Annotated in this window: 21 protein-coding genes; 9 read left to right on the top strand and 12 right to left on the bottom strand. The window is 65.4% G+C overall.

The features are described 5' to 3' along the window. Nucleotides 1-6: 6 nt before the first annotated feature. Nucleotides 7-1,275 carry a sulfotransferase family protein gene (locus ACFB49_RS00185; RefSeq protein WP_380874650.1) on the bottom strand — a complete coding sequence of 423 codons (1,269 nt, stop codon included), beginning with the start codon at nt 1,273-1,275 and terminating at the stop codon, nt 7-9. A gap of 97 nt (nt 1,276-1,372) precedes the next feature. Between ACFB49_RS00185 and ACFB49_RS00180 the strand changes: the two genes are divergently transcribed. The 3 genes from ACFB49_RS00180 to ACFB49_RS00170 all read left to right on the top strand — a co-directional run bounded on the left by ACFB49_RS00180 (nt 1,373) and on the right by ACFB49_RS00170 (nt 6,033). Further along, nucleotides 1,373-2,527 (top strand): DUF1214 domain-containing protein, encoded by a 1,155-nt coding sequence (locus tag ACFB49_RS00180; protein WP_380874649.1) that lies wholly within the window; start codon nt 1,373-1,375, stop codon nt 2,525-2,527. Between the two features lie 207 nt (nt 2,528-2,734). Beyond that, nucleotides 2,735-5,035 carry a TonB-dependent receptor gene (locus tag ACFB49_RS00175; protein WP_380874648.1) on the top strand — a complete coding sequence of 767 codons (2,301 nt, stop codon included), beginning with the start codon at nt 2,735-2,737 and terminating at the stop codon, nt 5,033-5,035. 2 nt (nt 5,036-5,037) lie between these two features. Beyond that, on the top strand, nt 5,038-6,033 hold the full coding sequence (locus ACFB49_RS00170; RefSeq protein ID WP_380874647.1) for an NAD-dependent epimerase/dehydratase family protein: 996 nt from the start codon (nt 5,038-5,040) through the stop codon (nt 6,031-6,033). Here the strand turns inward: ACFB49_RS00170 and ACFB49_RS00165 are convergent. The 9 genes from ACFB49_RS00165 to ACFB49_RS00125 all read right to left on the bottom strand — a co-directional run bounded on the left by ACFB49_RS00165 (nt 6,030) and on the right by ACFB49_RS00125 (nt 13,028). After that, complete coding sequence (locus ACFB49_RS00165) at nt 6,030-6,413, bottom strand: VOC family protein (RefSeq protein ID WP_380874646.1); 384 nt, start codon at nt 6,411-6,413, stop codon at nt 6,030-6,032. The two genes, ACFB49_RS00170 and ACFB49_RS00165, sit on opposite strands and share 4 nt — an antisense overlap. Before the next feature lie 21 nt (nt 6,414-6,434). Beyond that, nucleotides 6,435-6,662, bottom strand: coding sequence for a hypothetical protein (locus ACFB49_RS00160; protein ID WP_380874645.1), 228 nt, complete (start codon nt 6,660-6,662; stop codon nt 6,435-6,437). 36 nt (nt 6,663-6,698) lie between these two features. After that, the gene (gene grxD, locus ACFB49_RS00155) at nt 6,699-7,031 is read right to left on the bottom strand and encodes a Grx4 family monothiol glutaredoxin (protein WP_380874643.1); all 333 of its coding nucleotides are present in this window, start codon (nt 7,029-7,031) and stop codon (nt 6,699-6,701) included. Nucleotides 7,032-7,041: 10 nt separating this feature from the next. Then, the gene (locus ACFB49_RS00150) at nt 7,042-7,275 is read right to left on the bottom strand and encodes a BolA family protein (RefSeq protein ID WP_380874641.1); all 234 of its coding nucleotides are present in this window, start codon (nt 7,273-7,275) and stop codon (nt 7,042-7,044) included. Between the two features lie 5 nt (nt 7,276-7,280). After that, the gene (locus ACFB49_RS00145) at nt 7,281-7,604 is read right to left on the bottom strand and encodes a DUF1476 domain-containing protein (protein WP_380874640.1); all 324 of its coding nucleotides are present in this window, start codon (nt 7,602-7,604) and stop codon (nt 7,281-7,283) included. A gap of 87 nt (nt 7,605-7,691) precedes the next feature. After that, nucleotides 7,692-9,173, bottom strand: coding sequence for an Asp-tRNA(Asn)/Glu-tRNA(Gln) amidotransferase subunit GatB (gatB, locus tag ACFB49_RS00140; RefSeq protein ID WP_380874638.1), 1,482 nt, complete (start codon nt 9,171-9,173; stop codon nt 7,692-7,694). A gap of 160 nt (nt 9,174-9,333) precedes the next feature. Beyond that, complete coding sequence (gene gatA, locus ACFB49_RS00135) at nt 9,334-10,815, bottom strand: Asp-tRNA(Asn)/Glu-tRNA(Gln) amidotransferase subunit GatA (RefSeq protein WP_380874636.1); 1,482 nt, start codon at nt 10,813-10,815, stop codon at nt 9,334-9,336. Then, complete coding sequence (gene gatC / locus ACFB49_RS00130) at nt 10,815-11,102, bottom strand: Asp-tRNA(Asn)/Glu-tRNA(Gln) amidotransferase subunit GatC (RefSeq protein ID WP_380880122.1); 288 nt, start codon at nt 11,100-11,102, stop codon at nt 10,815-10,817. Before gatC ends, gatA begins: the two co-directional genes overlap by 1 nt. 192 nt (nt 11,103-11,294) lie before the next feature. Further along, nucleotides 11,295-13,028, bottom strand: coding sequence for a DUF4153 domain-containing protein (locus ACFB49_RS00125; protein ID WP_380874634.1), 1,734 nt, complete (start codon nt 13,026-13,028; stop codon nt 11,295-11,297). A gap of 138 nt (nt 13,029-13,166) precedes the next feature. On the opposite strand from ACFB49_RS00125, the gene ACFB49_RS00120 reads away from it, so the two are divergent. Together ACFB49_RS00120 and ruvX are read left to right on the top strand one after the other, a co-directional pair. Next, on the top strand, nt 13,167-14,303 hold the full coding sequence (locus ACFB49_RS00120) for a DUF3089 domain-containing protein (protein WP_380874632.1): 1,137 nt from the start codon (nt 13,167-13,169) through the stop codon (nt 14,301-14,303). Further along, nucleotides 14,300-14,758: a Holliday junction resolvase RuvX gene (gene ruvX, locus ACFB49_RS00115; RefSeq protein ID WP_380874630.1), complete on the top strand. Its 459-nt coding sequence runs from the start codon at nt 14,300-14,302 to the stop codon at nt 14,756-14,758. The genes ACFB49_RS00120 and ruvX overlap by 4 nt, the downstream gene beginning before the upstream one ends. Before the next feature lie 130 nt (nt 14,759-14,888). On the opposite strand, the gene ACFB49_RS00110 is transcribed toward ruvX, so the two are convergent. Next, on the bottom strand, nt 14,889-15,332 hold the full coding sequence (locus ACFB49_RS00110) for a DUF805 domain-containing protein (RefSeq protein ID WP_380874628.1): 444 nt from the start codon (nt 15,330-15,332) through the stop codon (nt 14,889-14,891). A gap of 162 nt (nt 15,333-15,494) precedes the next feature. Beyond that, complete coding sequence (locus ACFB49_RS00105) at nt 15,495-17,003, bottom strand: YifB family Mg chelatase-like AAA ATPase (protein ID WP_380874626.1); 1,509 nt, start codon at nt 17,001-17,003, stop codon at nt 15,495-15,497. Nucleotides 17,004-17,182: 179 nt separating this feature from the next. Here ACFB49_RS00105 and ACFB49_RS00100 point away from each other — a divergent pair, with 179 nt between their 5' ends. The 4 genes from ACFB49_RS00100 to yidD all read left to right on the top strand — a co-directional run bounded on the left by ACFB49_RS00100 (nt 17,183) and on the right by yidD (nt 18,284). Then, complete coding sequence (locus ACFB49_RS00100) at nt 17,183-17,503, top strand: hypothetical protein (protein WP_380874624.1); 321 nt, start codon at nt 17,183-17,185, stop codon at nt 17,501-17,503. An 87-nt stretch (nt 17,504-17,590) separates the two neighbouring features. Then, a complete protein-coding gene (gene rpmH / locus ACFB49_RS00095) occupies nt 17,591-17,725 on the top strand; it encodes a 50S ribosomal protein L34 (RefSeq protein WP_127744382.1) in 135 nt (44 codons plus the stop codon). After that, the gene (gene rnpA / locus ACFB49_RS00090) at nt 17,722-18,075 is read left to right on the top strand and encodes a ribonuclease P protein component (protein ID WP_380880119.1); all 354 of its coding nucleotides are present in this window, start codon (nt 17,722-17,724) and stop codon (nt 18,073-18,075) included. Before rpmH ends, rnpA begins: the two co-directional genes overlap by 4 nt. Beyond that, a complete protein-coding gene (gene yidD / locus ACFB49_RS00085; protein WP_380874623.1) occupies nt 18,072-18,284 on the top strand; it encodes a membrane protein insertion efficiency factor YidD in 213 nt (70 codons plus the stop codon). The genes rnpA and yidD overlap by 4 nt, the downstream gene beginning before the upstream one ends. Nucleotides 18,285-18,296 lie beyond the last annotated feature (12 nt).

Here is an 18,296-nt window from a genome sequence, read left to right as displayed (position 1 = left end):
AGTGCCTCACACCTCGTCGGGCACGTCGAAGCGCGCCTGATAGCGTGCGAAATAGGGGCGATTGCGCGCCACCTGCTCGCGCGACATGGTGCGATAATTGTGCGCACCATGCTTGTGCTTCGGCTTGAACGCCAGATAATCGGTGATCCGCCGCGCTTCCTCGTCGCCATAGGACATGCCGATACCGGCATAGACCTTCCGCATCGCGGTCGCGGGATCTTCCATCAGATCCTGATAACGGGAATCGACGAAATGGCCGTCGGGCACCGCCCCGCTTTCGCGCCACGCCATCGCCTGCTCCAGCCGTTTCGCCGTCGCCTCGCCCACCATGATCTCCTCGAACCCAGGGCTGTCGAAATCACGGTCGCTGCGCTGCCAGTAGAAGGTCCGCAACAGGTTGGTGATTGAGGCCATGCTGCGCAGCGGATCGCGATGCGTGTGGATCACCCGCGCGTCGGGATAGGCTTCGAACAGCTTGGGCAGGCAACCAAGATGATAGAGCGTCTTGCCGAACCAACGGCGCCCCGGCTGCTTCCATTGCAGCACCTGCAGTGCGAGCCGATGATATTTGTAAATCAGCATCGGGTCCGCCTGGTTCACCCAGGCGTGGTAGCTGGGGATCTGGTAGAAGGACATGATCGCGTCGCTGACGAAGCTGTAGTTCCAGACGGTCGCATCCTCCGCCGGTATATGCCCCGCCGTTTCATGCATCGTCGCGATCTGCGGCGTGATGCGGGTCCATTGCTGAGCGATTTCGTCACCGAGCTCGCGGTGAAAGGGGTCATCGCTCCCGCTCTCCGCCGCCTCGCCCATGAAATAGGTTTCCCAGAACAAGGGCGTCCGTAATCGCGGGTCGAGGCTCAGCAATTCCTGCATGATCGACGTGCCGGTGCGCGGCAGGCCGGTGATGATGATCGGTGCAACGATCGGCTGTTCGCGGATTTCCGGGTGTCGCCGCACCAGATCGGTGATCTTCAGCCGGTTGCGCAACAGCAGGATGATCTCGCTGCGCGTCGCCAGCCGCCCCATCAGGTTGAGCTCGGCTTCCTCCTCCAGCGCACGCAGCAGCACGTCGAGCGGTTCTTCCCAGTCGGGATCGCCCAGATCGACCAGTCCGGTCTCCTGTCGCGCGGCCGCAATCAGGCCATCCTTGTCCAGCGGCACCATGTCGGAAAGCATCCCAGCGGCTTTCCACATCCGGCCTTCTTGATTGATGCGGTCAACCCATTCCGGCCGTGGCAACGGAGCCTTTGGATCGACGAGAAGCTCTGTCATGCATCCTCTCCAACCGTGTCTTTTTGCGGTGGAGCATAAGGCTGCCCGCAAGGATGGCGATGCGGCGATCAGGCCAAAATTGGTAATGGAGCCAGGAATGAGCGACGCCTCCGATCCATGGATCAGCTACCGGGCCGCGCTGGATGGCTTTCGCACCCGGCTGCTCGCGCTGGATTGTGCGCGTCTGCCCGGCGGCGAGGCGGCGGCCCATCGGCTGCTGATGCAAGGCGAAGCCCTGGCCTATAATCTGGTCATTGCCCCCGATGTCGCGACACCCCGGCTGCTCACCCAGACCGTGTTCCTGCCCGGCACCTATGACTGGATGCTGCCCAATCCCGACTTCTTCTACCGCTATATCTTCGTCGACGGTTCGGCGACGCATCGCGTGACCGGCCAGCGCGGCACCAGCCGTTTCCTCGAAGCCCAGGGGATCGCCGGCTTCTTCGGCGATCCCGCGATCAAGCTCCTGCAAACGCATGATTTCGACCGATTGATCGCCGATGATGGCCGGATCGACGCGGTCATTTCCCCGGAACCGCCCAACGGCCATGCACGCTGGATCCGCACCGAAGCCGGCCGGCTCAACACCATCATCATCCGTGAGGCATTTTGCGACTGGCAGGGCGAAACGCCCGCGCATCTGATGCTCGAAAGCCACGGCGCGACCGCCGCGACTGGCTTCGACCTCGCCGAACGCCTCGACCACGCCCGCCGCTTCCTCGATTTCGCGATCGGCACCTTCGGCCCGGAATTCTGCCAGACGGTCGTCAGGCAATCGGGCGAGAACGGCCTCACGCTTCTCAACACCAGCCGTGACGAGGATGCCGCCAATCCCAACGCCGCCTATATCGCCGGCGGCTTCGCGCTCGCGCCGGACGAAGCGCTGGTGCTGGAGTTCGACGTGCCCGACGCGCTCTATTGGGGCATCCATCTCGGCGATCGCTGGTCGCGCACGCTCGATTATGTCGAACGCCAGTCCAGCCTCAACGGCGCGCAGGCGGTGGTCGACAGCGATGGCCGCGCCCGCATCATCGTCGCGCATCGCGATCCGGGGCTGCCGAACTGGCTCGATACCGGTGGCCTCGAACGCGGCATGATGCTGCTCCGCTGGTATCGCGCCAGCGCCACGCCCGTGCCGGACGTGCGGTTGATAAAATTCGCCGATCTTCCCCCGGCCACGCTGTCTCCCGATGAACGATCATCGATCATCCGCGGCCGCAAGGCCGCCGTGCTTGCCCGCTACGGCATCTAGCCGCGAAGCATCCATAACGGGCCGAATTTCTTATTCCGGACGCAAACGCCGGCGCCTCATCGCGAGCGTCTTGAGTTGCGCACCCGTCCCGATGCACCACAACGCATAGAGGCCGCAATGACGGATGCAGCCAAGCATCTGCGTAATCAAACGGCCTGACGCCTAGCCTTCGCATGATCGACGGGCGGGCTCGGAAGGGGAGTTCCGATGAGAGGATTCACACGCACGCTTCTGTTGTCCTGCTGCGCCACCGGCAGCTTTTCACTACCCGCCATGGCGCAGGAGACCGCCGCGACGCCGCAGGCCGGCGGCCTGGAGGAAATCGTCGTCACCGCCCGCCGGCGCGAGGAAAATCTCCAGGACACGCCGGTTTCGATCACCGCTTTCTCCGGCGCCAGGCTGGAGGCGATGAACGTCCAGGAAGTCAGCAAGATCGCCAATTTCACGCCCGGCCTGGAACTGGTGCCATCGGGCACGACGCAGGGCGTCGCGGTGTCGATCCGCGGCATCGCCACCTATGACCCGATCCTCACCAACGAGCCTTCGGTCTCGCTCTATATCGACGGCATCTATGTGAATGCCCTTTCCTACGGCCAGTTCGATACCCTCGATCTGGATCGGGTGGAGGTGCTGCGCGGCCCGCAGGGCACCTTGTTCGGCCGCAACACGACCGGCGGCGCGATCAACATCACGACCCGCCGGCCGGCGTCCGAATTCGGCGTCGAAACGGTGATGAGCTATGCGACGCACGACGAATTCGTCGGCCGCGTCCGCGTCGATACCGGCGAACTGGCGCCCGGCTGGCAGGCGTCGCTCTCCTACCAGTATCGCAAGCGCGACGGTTATGTGAATGATATCACCCGCCCCAGCGATCGCGATCCCGGCGCCACCGAGGCGAACGCGCTGCGCGCCGCGCTTCATGGCGAAGCCGGCAACTTCACCCTCGATTACACCTTCGACATGGTGCTCCGCCGCGACATCGGCCCGCACAACCAGTTCGCGATCGTCAGCGACGCTTATGGCGCCTTCTTCGGCCAGTCCGCCGCGCTCGGCGGCGATCCGCTGCGCTTTTCGGCAAACCGGCTGAAGACGATCAACGCGCCCGATGTGCCGCGTTCGCATAATGACAGCTACAACAACGCGTTGACGATGGCCTACGCCTTCTCCGACGCGCTGACCTTAAAGTCGATCACCGGCTATCGCGACTGGAAGAGTGACGAGATCCAACCTTTCGGTTCGTCGTCGGGGATGAACGTGCCGCTGCTCGATTTCGACGCCAACGGTAATGTCATCGGCGCCACGGTGCGGACGGTCGATCCCTATATCGGCGGCGGCTCCAAGAAGCTGAAGCAGTTCACGCAGGAATTGCAGGTGCTGGGCACCCTGCCCCGCCTCAACTACACGGTCGGCGCTTATTATTATCACGGCAAATATGCCGAGGATAATCCGCAGACCTATGTCTTCGTGCTGGGCCCCAATGCCGGCGTCGCCGGAGCCGGGCGTCTCGCTTATCAGGGCAAGACCGAATCCTGGGCGCTGTTCGGCCAGGCGAGCTACACGCCGCCGATCCTCGACGACAATCTCGAGCTCACCTTCGGCCTCCGCTACACCGAGGACAAGAAGAGCGTCGACACGCAGGTCTATCAGAATGGTCTGCCCCCGCCCTTCACCAGCGAGCAGGCGGACAAGTTCGACAACACGTCCTACAACATCACCGCCAACTACAAGTTCACGCCCGACGTGTCGGCCTATGCCCGCTTCGGCACCGGCTATCGCGCCGGGGGCTTCTCGCCCCGCGGCTTCGACGCCCCGGCCTATAATCCCGAAAAGGCCAAGGTCTATGAAATCGGGCTGAAGTCTGAACTGTTCGATCGCCGGCTCCGCGCCAATTTCGCGGCGTTCCGCACGGAATATGATGATCTTCAGATCACCCAGCCGGGCTTCAGCGATACGGCGGGCTTCGTCAGCAACACCATCAACGCCGGCAAGGCCGTCTATCAGGGCTTCGAGGTGGAATTCACCGCCGCGCCGACCGAAGGGCTGACGCTCACCGCCGACGCCAGCTATGTCGACCCCGAATACAAGGAATTCCTGTATCTCGGCCAGGATCGGAAGGACGACGCCAAGTTCGGCTATGTCTCCAAATGGTCCGCCCATGTCGGCGGCCTCTACCAGTTCCCGGCGACGGACTGGGGCGTCGTGTCGATCGGGCTCGACTATAGCTACAAGAGCAAGCGCGTCTTTGAATCGCTGTCGTCCGATCCGATCGGCCTGCCCAATGCCCGCGACGATCTGGCCGGCGGCGGGCGTGACGAACTGAGCGGCCGCATCGCGCTCTCGCAGATTCCGCTGAGCGACGATGCCAGGATGGATCTCGCCATCTATGGCGAGAATCTGCTCAACGACATCTACCGTGTCAGCACGATCGATTTCGGCGCGCTCGGCTTCGGCACGGCGATCTACAACCGGCCGCGCGTGATCGGCGTCCAGGCCAAGATAGTCTTCTGATCATGGCCGGCCGCGCGCTCGTCACCGGTGCGGGCGGCTTTCTGGGCAGCCATGTCGTCCGTCGGTTGATTGCCGACGGACGAGAGGTCCGCGCCCTCGTCAAGCCCAGCACCAACGTCGCGGGACTTGGGGGTCTGCCGGTCGAGCAGGTCCATGGCGACGTGCTCGACCCTGCATCGCTGTCGGCCGCAGTCGCAGGCTGCGACACCGTCTTCCATTGCGTCGTCAACACGCAGGCTTGGCTGCGCGATCCGACGCCGATGTATCGCGTCAATGTCGACGGGCTCGTCAACGTCATGGACGCAGCCCTCGCGCATGGCGTCCGCCGCTTCATCCTCACCAGCACGATTGCGACGATCGGCACCAATCCGTCGGGCATCTCGACCGAGGAGGACGTGTTCAACTTCGCCGACAAGGCCGGCGAATATATCCGCTGCCGGTCGATGGCCGAGCAGCGTTTCTTCGAATATGTCCGGACGCGCGGCCTGCCCGGCATCGCGATGAACGTCGCCAACACCTATGGCCCCGGCGACCATGCGATGACGCCGCATGGCCGCCTGCTCGTCGCCGCCGCCTTCGGCCAGCTTCCCTTCGCGGTCGACGCCGGTCTCGCCTGCGTCGGGATAGAGGATGCGGCGGACGCGATGGTGCTCGCCGAGGAACGGGGTCGCATCGGCGAGCGCTATATCGTGTCGGAACGCTGGCTGATGCAGCAGCAATTATACGGCATCGCCGCCGATCAGGCCGGCCGCCCGGCCAAGTTCCGGACGATGCCGATCCCGCTTCTCTACGTGATGGGTTTCATCGCTGATTGCGTGTCGCGGATACGCGGCCGCGACAGCCAGCTATCGGTGGAATCAGCGCGCCTCAGCCACATCATCAACGATATGGACAGCAGCAAGGCGCGCAGGGAATTGGGCTGGTCGCCCGCGCCAGTGGAACGCTCGATCCGCGCCGCGGTCGATTTCTACAAGGCGCACGGCATGACCAACGCCTAGCTCGCGGCGTGGAAGGCGCAGAATTTGTTACCGTCGAGATCGCGGAAATAAGCGGCGTAGAAGCCATGCTCCGCCGCTCCGCGAAGGCCCGGCTTCCCCTCGTCCGTCCCGCCCAATTCGATCGCCAGCGCATGAAGCCGATCGACATCATCGCGCGATTTCATGGAAAGGCTGAGCATCGATCCATTGCCGACCGTCGCCGCTTGACCGTCGAAGGGCGCGACGACCCCGAAAAAGGGCTGGCCCATGCCATTGCCATAGACGCGGCCGCCGCTCGAATGCTCGAACATCGCCGGCATGCCGAACGCCCCCAGCAGCGCATCATAAAAGGCCTTGGCCGCATCCAGATCGTTCGATCCGACCAGCGCATATCCGAACATCGCGGCCTCCCCTCTCGAGTTTTACTCGGTGACGATCGGATACCGCTGCCGCAGCACATCGGCCACCCGCTCGACGCGCTCGATCTCGCCCGCGCTGCCCGACGGCGTCACCGCCCAGTTGCAATGCGGATGCGTGTCGATGCTGTAGACCCGCACATTACCGACCGAGAGCCGCCACCGGCGGCGCCCGCCGCCGAGCTCGCGAGTCAATGTCGCAATGAAGAGATCCTGGATTTCGCCGGCCGTCATGGCCCCGCCCTAACAGCTCGCAGACCTCCAGCCGCCTCAAGCGGCGCGCGCAACGCCCTTCTGGTCGAGCAGTTCGGTCAGTTCGCCGGCCTCGTACATCTCCATCATGATGTCCGATCCGCCCACGAATTCGCCCTTCACATAGAGCTGCGGGATGGTCGGCCAGTCGGAGAATTGCTTGATACCCTGGCGAATGCCCTGATCCTGCAGCACGTCGACCGTCGCATATTCGACGCCGAGATGATCGAGGATGGCGATCGCGCGGCTCGAAAAGCCGCATTGCGGGAAAAGCGGCGTGCCCTTCATGAATAGCAGCACGTCGGCGGAATTTACAGCGTCGGCGATGCGCGCCTGAACGTCGTCGGTCATTTCACACTCCTCAGTTCGGCGTGGCGGTGGTGAGTTGGAGCGCATGGAGCACCCCGCCCATCCGGCCGCCGAGCGCGTCATAGACGCGCTGGTGCTGGCGCACGCGCGGCAGGCCACGGAAGCTTTCGCTCACCACCCGCGCGGCATAATGATCGCCATCGCCGGCGAGGTCGGTGATCTCGACATGCGCATCCGGAATCGCTGCCCGGATCATCGCCTCGATATCTTCCGCCGCCATCGGCATGGCTGTTACTTCGCTTCCATGAGCTGACGGCGCGCTTCGACCGTCTTGGCTTCCAGCGCGGTGCGGATCAGCGCCTCGTCGGTATCGACGCCCGCCGAAACAAGATCGCCGAGCAGCTTGCGGATCACATCCTCGTCGCCGGCTTCCTCGAAATCGGCCTGGACGACCGCCTTGGCATAGGCGTCGGTCTCTTCCGCGGTCAGGCCCATCTGCTCGGCCGCCCAAACGGCCACCAGCCGGTTGCGGCGGGCGGTGACGCGGAACGCCATTTCCTGGTCATGGGCGAACTTGGTTTCAAAGCCCCGTTCGCGATCATCGAAAGTGGTCATGCCCCGTCCCTATGGTTGGCGTTGTCGCTATTGCAGATAGGCAAGCCCCGCCCCCCGCGCAACGGCAGGAGGCGAAGTGCAAAGAAATCAGCCGTCGAGCGCAGACTTCAGGCGCTCGTTGACGACGCCCGGATTGCCCTTGCCGGCCATCGCCTTCATCGTCTGGCCGACGAAGAAGCCGAACAATTTGTCCTTGCCGCCACGATATTCGGCGACCTTGTCGGCGTTGGCGGCGAGCACCTCGGCGATCACGGCATCGATCGCGCCGGTATCGGTGGTCTGCTTCAGGCCCCGTTCCTCGACGATCTTCGCAGGGTCGTCGCCGGTCTCGAGCATGATCTCGAACACCTGCTTGGCAAGGCTGCCCGAAAGCGTGCTGTCCGCCACCAGACCCAGCAACTGCGCGCCCTGCGCCGCCGAGACCGGGCTGTCGCTGATATCCTTGCCGAGCCGGTTCAGCGCCCCGAACAGATCGGAGATCAGCCAGTTCGACGCGGCCTTGGCCGTCGCCGCATCGTCCTTGCCGGTCGCGGCCAGCAGCGCCTCGAACCAGCGCGCCGTCTCGACATCGGCCGTCAGCACACCCGCGGCATAGGTGGAAAGCCCCAGCGGCCCCTCATAGCGCGCACGCTTGGCGTCGGGCAGCTCGGGCAGGCTCGCGCGGCATTCGTCCAAGAAAGCGTCGTCCAGTTCCAGCGGCAGCAGATCCGGATCGGGGAAATAGCGGTAGTCGTGCGCGTCCTCCTTGGACCGCATCGACCGCGTCACGCCCTTGTCCGGGTCGAACAGGCGGGTTTCCTGGACGATCTTGCCGCCGCCTTCGATCACGTCGACCTGGCGGTTCGCCTCATGCTCGATCGCCGCCATGACGAAGCGGACCGAGTTGACGTTCTTCGTCTCGGTCCGCGTGCCGAGTTCGCCGCCCGGCTTGCGCACCGAAACATTGACGTCGGCCCGCATCGAGCCTTCTTCCATGTTACCGTCGCACGAACCGACATAGCGCAGGATCGCGCGCAGCTTGCGCAGATAGGCGCCCGCCTCCGCCGGCGAACGCATGTCCGGCCGCGACACGATCTCCATCAGCGCCACGCCCGATCGGTTGAGATCGACATAGGATCGCGTCGGATGCTGATCGTGCATCAGCTTGCCGGCATCCTGCTCGACATGGATGCGCTCGATGCCAACGATCTTGGCCTGGCCTTCCTCAGGCTCGATGCTGATCGTCCCCTCGCCCACCAGCGGGTGGTAGAGCTGGCTGATCTGGTAACCCTGCGGCAGATCGGCGTAGAAATAATTCTTCCGGTCGAACCGCGACCATTTGTTGATCTGCGCGTCGATCGCCATACCGGTGCGCACCGCCTGGCGGATGCACTCCCTGTTCGGCACCGGCAACATGCCCGGCATCGCCGCGTCGACCAGCGACACGTTCGCGTTCGGCTCCGAACCGAATTTGGTGGAGGCTCCCGAAAAGAGCTTGGCGTTCGACGTCACCTGCGCGTGAACCTCAAGGCCGATCACGACCTCCCACTCGCCCGTTGCGCCCTGGATGCGGTAGCTGCTCTCAGTCATCTATGCTTCCGTCTGTTCGCGCGCTCATGGGCGCGCCGTTCCAGAATTTTTTGTCTGTGGCGCGTCTGAACTTTGGCCTTTGATCGTCCAAACTTCAGCCGCTTGAAACCTTCGACGAGACCTTCTCCAACGAATTGAACAAGCATCTCGCCAAGCCAGTTCACCACCACTTCTCCGCACGGGCGTTGAACCCGGCCCGTTGCTCGATCGCCAGCCCCGCATTCAGCACGCCCTGCTCGTCGAGCGGCCTGCCGATGATCTGCAAGCCCAGCGGCAACCCCTGTCCGTCGAGGCCCGCCGGCACCGACATCGCCGGAAGACCCGCCAGCGAGGCCGGCACGGTGAAGACGTCGTTCAGATACATGGCGATCGGATCGGCGGATTTCTCCCCCAAAGCGAAAGCAGCCGACGGCGCGGTCGGCGTCAGCAGCACGTCGCACTGTTCGAACGCGCGCTCGAAATCGCGGGCGATCAGCGCGCGGACCTTCTGCGCCTTGGTGTAATAAGCGTCGTAGAAGCCGGCCGACAGCACATAGGTGCCGATCAGGATGCGGCGCTTCACCTCGTTGCCGAAGCCCGCCGCGCGCGTCGCCGCATACATATCCTGCAGGTTCGCGCCATCGGGCAGCTCGCGCTGGCCATACCGCACGCCATCATAGCGGGCGAGGTTCGAGGACGCCTCCGCCGGCGCGATGATGTAATAGGTCGGCAGCGCATATTTCGTGTGCGGCAGCGATATCTCGACGATCTCCGCCCCCGCATCCTTGGCCCAGGCGATGCCCTGCTGCCACAGCGCCTCGATCTCGGCAGGCATGCCGTCGACGCGATATTCCTTCGGAATGCCGACCTTCTTGCCCTTCAGATCGCCGGAAAGCCCGGCTTCCCACTGCGGCACCGGCAGATCGAGCGAAGTCGCGTCCTTGGCGTCGAAGCCCGACATCACTTCCAGCAGGATCGCGCAGTCGCGCACGTCGCGCGCCATCGGCCCCGCCTGATCGAGCGAGGAGGCGAAGGCCACCGTGCCCCAGCGCGAGCAGCGGCCATAGGTCGGCTTGATGCCCGAAATGCCGGTGAAGGCCGCCGGCTGGCGGATCGAGCCGCCGGTATCGGTGCCGGTCGCCGCCGGCGCCATCCGCGCAGCCACGGCCGAGGACGAACCACCCGAGGAGCCGCCCGGCGCCAGCGGCGCATTGCCGCCGTCGCTCCGCCGCCACGGGCTCAGCACATTGCCGAACGCCGACGTCTCGTTGGACGAGCCCATCGCGAACTGGTCCATGTTGAGTTTGCCCAACATCCCCGCGCCCGCGCCGAACAGCTTGGCGGTGATGGTCGATTCGTAGGTCGGCACGAAGCCTTCGAGGATGTGGCTCGCCGCCGTCGTCTGGTATCCGGCGGTGCAGAACAGGTCCTTGATGCCCAGCGGCACGCCCGAAAGCGCGCGCAGCTCGCCCGAGGCGCGGCCGCGATCGGCCACTTCAGCGGCGGCGATGGCATGTTCCGGTGTTTCGACCAGGAAGGCGTTGAGCGGCTTGCCCGCCGCTACGGCCGAATTGAAAGCGTCGGCCACTTCGCGCGCGGAGAAATCGCCCTTGCGGAAGCCGTCGCGGATGCCGGCGACGGTCAGGTTGGTCAAATCGCTCACTATTCGATCACCTTGGGAACCGCGAAGAAGCCATGTTCGGCCTGCGGTGCATTCTTGAGAACCTGGTCGCGGATATTGCCGTCGGTGACGACATCGTCGCGCAGGCGGAGATGATTGGGGATCACGGCCGCGAGCGGCGCGACGCCGTCGGTATCGACCTCCTCCAGTTGCTCGATCCAGCCGAGGATATTGTTGAGCTCAGGCACCATCGCGTCCGCCTCGGCATCGGATACGGCAATCCGGGCGAGGCTCGCGATCTTGCGGACGGTTGTGGCATCGACAGACATGCCCGCGCGGATAGCGGGCATGGGGAGCGGCATCAAGCGGAGAGCGATGTTCGACCTCAATCCTCCCCGAGCTTGTCTCGGGGAGGTGGCGCGCGAACCGCGACAGAGGGGCCAACGCAACGGTTGGGATTGCCCCTCCACCATGCTGCGCATGGTCCCCCTCCCCGAGCAAGCTCGGGGAGGAATATACGCCTACTCGAATGTTTCGCTCACCGGCTTGCCGCCGATGAATATCTGCCGGCGCTTAACCTCGCGCACCTCGATCTCACCCCTCTCGGCGGAAGCGCGCGTGGCCGCGATGATAGCGGCGTCCGGCGAACTCATCTCGGACTGTTCCCCGATCCGCGCCCACGCGCCCGTCGGCGTGCGGACCAGTATGCGCGCCTCCACCCGGCAGGTTTCACACTGGCCCCACCAGTAGGCGATCACCGCATTACTTGCGCCCGCTTCATATTGAACGACGCAGCGACCTTCCGTCTTTTCATTGCCGCAATCGCCAAACTCGCGCAGCGCCGCGGCCACCAGATCATCCGGCAGCGCAACCGGTGCGGGCACAACCTTGACGCGTTTTACGAATGTCGCCCTGGTATCGGGTTCCTGAACCCTTTCCCTCAATTCCCACCGGTCCTTCGCCGCCAGCGCCTTCACCGCCTCCCCCTTGATCGCGGCGTTCGACGATTTCGCCAGCCGCTCCGCCGCCTGCTGCCCCGCCGGGCCGAAATCATAGCGGAGCGCCGCCCAGTCGAACTGCGTCGGCTTCACCTTGCCCGATTCCAGCCGCGCCACCTGGCTCCGCACCGAAAGCGCGCCGAAACTCACCAGCGGCGTCGACAGGATCAGCATCAGCGCGCACAGGCCGATGGCGAGATTGATGTTCGCCGGCCGCGCCGCCTCCGCCCAACCCAGCCGCTTACGCGCCAGCGCCACCCAATAAGCCAGGCCGATCGCGCAGGTGACGATGATGAAGGTCAGCGCCCACAAGCGGCTGGGCGTCAGGCCATATTGATCGAGCCGGAGGCCGGTGGAGATCGCCGCGATCACCGCCAGCGGCAGCATCACCGCCGCCAGCGCGACACCGGCCCAGCGCAGCAGCACATTCTTCGCCTCATCCTCCGGCCCGTCGCCGATCACGTCATTGGCGAGGATGAAGGCGCCGGCAAAACAGCTCAGCAGGATCGGCGTCGTATCCCGCGTCGCTTCCCACAGGGGCTTCAGGCCGGTGAAGATCGTCGCGATCAGGAAGATCACCAGCCCCGCGCCCAGCACCGGCGCCAGCACCGAAAGCACGACGATCACGACGCGCTGGAACATATGGACCACCCGGTCCTGATCGCGCAGCAGGCCGATCGCGGCCCCCAGCGCCACCCCGCTCAGCACCCAGCCGAACCATTCCTTGCGGAGCAGGTCCCGCAGCAAGTCGATGCCGATGAGCATGAACAATTCGCTCAGCAGGAAAGCGAGCAGCCAGGTGATGCCGACGAAGACCAGCGCCAGCCCGCCCAGCACCACATTGTTCCAGGCATGTTCGTGGACGGCGCGATAGGGCAGCGCGCGGCGCCCCTCATCCCGGATCGTCTGGAACAAGGGCGCGGCAATGCCGATCGCGAGCAGCGCGCAGAAGAAGCGCCAGCCATCATTGGCGTCCCACGCACCCGGCCCGCCATTCCAGTAGATTGCCGAAGCGACCACCAGCCCCGCCACAAGCGAGAAGGCGATCGACCATAGGACCCGCACCCGCTCCAGCGTCAGCGCGAAGGTCAGCCCGGCCACGCCGAGGAAAGTGGCGGCGGCCAGCCGGAAGGCATCCTCGGTCATCTGCCACTTGTCAGGCTGATCGGTCAGCAGGTGGATCGCCAGCCCGGTAGCACCACCCAGCCCCGCCAGCACCCAGCCCCGCACCGGCCAGGTCGGCTTGTCGATCCGCATATCCATGCTCCACCCCCGAGCCCGCTGATTTGGCTGGAGATTAGCGCAGACCGGCCGGATTGCGATCGAAATCGCCGGCCCTTCAAAGTTGCGCGTGACCACGATTGCCGGCTACGCACGCGCTGCGTGCAATCTTTTATGTTGCACTGCACAATAGGAGCCCCGACATTGCCCGCACGCCGTTTCCTTTACATCATCGCGGGGTTGATCGTGCTTCTATTGGCGGCCGGTATCGGCTGGAGCCTGTTTCAGGATCGCCTGATGCGCGCGGCTTTCGTGCCGTCCGCACCCTTCGCCGCGCCGCAAGGGGCCGCACCCGATTATGGCAGCGCCGCCGCCTGGCTCGCCCGGCCCGATCTGCCCGATGATCCCTCCCATTTCGTGGCGCCGGGCTTCAAGCGGGCGGAGCGGCCGGAGGTCGCGGTCTTCTTCGTGCCTCCGACCAGCTACATGAAGCGCGATCATTGGAACGCGCCGATCGACGATCGCGATGCCAATGAACTCGCGCGCCGCTTCGCTGCCAGCCAGGCCAGCGCCTTCAACGGCATTGGCGCGGTGTGGGCGCCGCGCTACCGCCAAGCGACGCTTGGCGCATTCATGGCCGCGGATACGAGTTCCGCCGCCGCGATCGACTTCGCCTATCAGGATGTCGCCCGCGCTTTCGATGCTTTCCTGGCCCAAATCCCGCAGTCGCGGCCGATCCTGCTCGCCGGGCACAGCCAGGGCTCGCTCCATCTGATGCGGCTGATGGCGGAAAAGGTGGCGGGCAAGCCCGTCGCGCGGCGGATCGTCGCCGCTTACGTTGTCGGCTGGCCCGTATCCGAAACCGCCGATCTTCCCGCCATGGGCCTGCCCGGCTGCACCGGCCCCAACCAGGCCGGCTGCGTGCTGAGCTGGCAGAGCTTCGCCGAGCCCGCCGACACGCACTTCATCACCGACGTCTATGAAGCGACCAAGGGCCTGACGGGCAGGCCCCGCAAGGGCACATCCATCCTCTGCGTCAACCCGCTGACCGGCGCCCCCGGCACGGCGGCGCTGCCCGGCGCCAATCGCGGTGCGCTGGTGCCCGATGCGCGGCTGGACGATGCCGAGCTGGAACGTGGCCTCGTCCCCGCGCGCTGCGATGCGTCCGGCTTCCTGCTGATCGGCGCCGCACCCAAAGGCTATAGCGGCTATGTGATGCCCGGCGGCAATTTCCACGTTTACGATTACGCCCTGTTCTGGGCGAACATCCGCGCCGATGCGGAGGCGCGCGCCGCCGCCTTCAAGCGATGATCACCCAGAGCATCATCGATTTCCGCGATTGCTTCCCAGAAGGCGGGCGGCTCGCCGGGCTCGATGTCGGCACCAAGACGATCGGTGTCGCGGTCTGCGATGCGATGTGGACGATCGCCAGCCCCGCCGAACTGATCGAGCGCAAGAAATTCTCGGTCGATCTCGCGCGCCTGCGCCAGTTCGTCGCGGCACAGTCGATCCGCGGCCTCGTCGTCGGCCTGCCGCTCAACATGGACGGCACCGATAGCCCGCGCACCCAATCCGTCCGCGCCTTCACCCGCAATCTCGAGCCGCTGGCGCTGCCGGTGCTGCTGTGGGACGAACGCTGGTCGACCGCCGCCGTCACCCGCACCCTGCTGGAAGCCGACGCCAGCCGGGCGCGCCGCGCGGAGCTCGTCGACAAGATGGCGGCCGCCTATATCCTGCAGGGCGCGATCGACGCCTTGACGCGGTAAATCCATAACCCGTTCGTCCCGAGCCCCCGGGCTTCGGCTATGCCGAACCCGAGGACAGGCTGCGTCGAGGGAGGTGCCGCGCGCGCTGCGCAACGTGTCTCGACTTCGCTCGACACAAACGGCCGATTATTTAGCTGAACTTCTCCGCCAACTCGGTCGGGCTGTCGCCCTTCGGGTCCGGCCCGAAGCGGTTCGGCCCCTTGGTGCCCTCAGTGCAATAGAAGACCAGCAGCACGATCGCACCGATCAGCGGCACCAGCCCGATCAGCAGCCACCAGCCCGAACGATCGGTATCGTGCAGACGCCGGATGGCAACGGCAAGCGATGGAACGAACAGCGCCAGCGCCACGATCAGCGTCAACACGCCGCCGGTGGAATTAAAGCCGACAGCCGCCCCGCCGTCGCCCACATCCGCATAGTTGGTGGTTGAACCACCCAGCCCAAGTGCGGAATCGAGGAAGATCGCGATCGCATAGACAATCACCGCGAACAGCACGAACATCCAATATTCCTTCCGGCGTGATCGGCCGGAAAACTGGGCATAACGCTTGAGCGGCAGAAGCATCCATTCCATCTTGGCCCTCCTGTTCACCCGCACATCTTCGCGTGGATCTTAGGCGCGGGAATTGCTCAGCCTAACCGAAGGGTTCGGAGGCGGGAACTGCAAGAAATTGACTTGAAATGGGACGGTTGGATTGCCCGATCCTCCCCAAGCTCGCTCGGGGAGGATCAGAAATCAATTCACCGGCGCGCGTCGCCGATAGCTCAGCGCCTCGGCGACATGCACGCGGCCCACCTGATCCGCGCCGGCAAGGTCCGCCACCGTCCGCGCCACGCGCAGCACGCGATGATAGCCGCGCGCCGATAGCCGCATCGCCTCCGCCGCCTGCGCCAGCAGCTTGCGGCCGGGTTCGTCGGGCGTCGCCGCGCGATCGAGCAGTTCGCCGTCCGCCTCGGCATTGGTGCGCACGCCATGGCCGTTATAGCGCGTCGTCTGCACCGCGCGCGCAGCCGCAACGCGGGCGGCCACCTCGGCCGATCCCTCCGCTGGTGGCGGCAGGACGAGATCGGCCGCACTCACCGCCGCCACCTCGACATGCAGGTCGATACGGTCGAGCAGCGGCCCCGAAAGCTTGGCCTGATAATCGGCGGCACAGCGCGGCGCCCGCGCGCAGGCCAGCGACGCATCCCCCAGATGCCCGCACCGGCACGGGTTCATCGCCGCCACGAGCTGCACCCGTGCCGGGAAGGTGACATGCGCGTTGGCCCGCGCCACCGATACCGTCCCCACCTCCAGCGGCTGACGCAGCGAATCGAGCACGACGCGCTGGAACTCGGGCAGTTCGTCGAGGAACAGCACGCCAAGATGGGCAAGGCTCACCTCCCCCGGCCGCACCTTGAGCCCACCGCCGACCAGCGCCGCCATCGACGCCGAATGATGCGGCGCGCGATAGGGCCGCTGGCGGATCAGCCGCCCTTCGCGCAACTCCCCCGCCACGCTTGCCACCATCAAGACTTCGAGCGCTTCGGCGGGCGTCAGTTCGGGCAATATCCCCGGAAGGCAGGCGGCCATCAGCGACTTGCCCGATCCCGGCGGACCGCTCATCAGCAGGTTGTGGCCGCCCGCCGCCGCGATCTCCAGCGCGCGCTTGGCGGTTTCCTGCCCTTTCACCTGCGCGAGATCGGGCCCGCCGACCGGCGCATCCGCGACCCCCGGCAGCGGCGCCGGTAGCGGCTGCGTGCCCTTGAAATGGTTGAGCAAAGCCAGCAGGCCCGGCGCGCCGATCACTTCGATCGTGCCGGCCCAAGCCGCCTCCGGCCCCTGCGCCGCCGGGCAGATCAGCCCCAGTTCGCGCTCCGACGCATGGATCGCCGCCAGCAGCACGCCGGGCGACGGCGCCACCCGCCCGTCGAGCCCGAGTTCGCCTACCACCACATATCCGGCCAGCGTCTCGGCATCGATAACACCCATCGCGCCCAGCAGGCCGAGTGCGATCGGCAGATCATAATGCGATCCTTCCTTGGGAAGATCGGCCGGCGAGAGATTAACGGTGATCCGCCGCGGCGGCAGTGCCAGCCCGATTGCGGCCAGCGCCGCGCGCACCCGTTCGCGGCTTTCGGCGACGGCCTTGTCGGGCAAGCCCACCACCACGAAGGCGGGAACGCCCGGCCCCACCTGCACCTGCACCTCGACGGCGCGCGCCTCCAGCCCCAGAAACGCCACCGTCGCGACGTGCGCCACCATGCAGAAGCCCCCCGTTCCCGGCTTGTTCTAGCCATAGCTCTACAATCGAGTCGAGATGTTTCAGCGCCTTATCGAATCTCCCCGCCCGCTCTCTTCTTTCGTCGCCCTCTCTCCCCATTTCGTCGAACAGTAAGCGCGCTTGCCTTGCGGCTGTAACCGTCACTCCCCACGTTCGGCGTATGGATATCGTCCGTCGCTGGAAGGCCCTCGGCCACAACGAGCATGTCCGACTCGCTCTGTTCGGGATCGGCTGCTTTCTGGTGATCCTGACTCCCGTTGTGGGGCTACTGCCCGGCCCTGGTGGCGTCGTGGTGTTCGCCGTGGGCGCCGGAATGGTGCTCAAGAATTCACTATGGGCGAAGAAGCGCTATGTCGCCTTCAAGCGCCGCTGGCCGAAGCACGGCGCGTGGACCGATTGGGGCCTGCGCCGCCAGAGCGCCCGGCGGCGGGGCGAGATCGCCAAGGCAAAGGCCGCCGGCGGCGCCACGCAAGCCGATTGACTTTTCCGCGCCACATGCCTATCCGCGCCACCGACAGAGGCCGTCCCCAGGGCGGCCCTTTTCAGTTTCGATGATAGGGAATGACCGATGAAGCGCACCTTCCAGCCGAGCAACCTTGTGCGCAAGCGTCGCCACGGTTTCCGCTCGCGTTCGGCGACGCCGGGCGGCCGCAAGGTTCTGGCCGCTCGCCGCGCCCGCGGCCGCAACAAGCTGTCGGCCTGAGCGAGTCGAAAGGCGGCGCCGGGCTGATCACCCTCAACCGGCGCGCCGACTTCCTGGCCGCGAACAACGGCCGGCGGGCGCCGATGCCGGGATTCGTTCTGCTCGTCCGCCCGCGTGACGACGGCTCCGATGCGATTCGCATCGGCTACACCATCACCAAGAAGATCGGCGGCGCCGTCATCCGCAACCGGATGAAACGGCGCTTTCGCGCGCTTGCGGCAGAGTTGCTGCCGCTTGAGGGCGTGCCCGGCGCCGATCATGTGCTGATCGGCCGTGCGGGCGGTATCGAGCGCCCCTTCGATGATCTGCGGCGCGAACTTGCCAAGGCGCTGGCGAAGATTCGCCGATGATGGCGCGCGCCCTCATCCTGCTCGCGCGGGCGTGGCAATGGGGGCCGTCGATGGTCCTCCCGCCCTCGTGCCGTTACCATCCTTCATGTTCGGCCTATGCGATTGAGGCCATCCAGCGCTATGGGGCGCTGAAAGGCGGCTGCTTGGCCGTCAAACGAATCCTGCGATGCCACCCCTGGGGGGGACATGGCATCGACCCGGTACCTTGAATTCAGGAGCTT

Origin of the sequence: Sphingomonas sp. DBB INV C78 (assembly GCF_042693015.1) — a bacterium.
In the GTDB taxonomy this organism is placed as follows: Bacteria; Pseudomonadota; Alphaproteobacteria; order Sphingomonadales; family Sphingomonadaceae; genus Sphingomonas_E.
The sequence above is the reverse complement of the archived record's forward strand: the minus strand, read 5'-3'. Positions and strand labels throughout refer to the sequence as shown.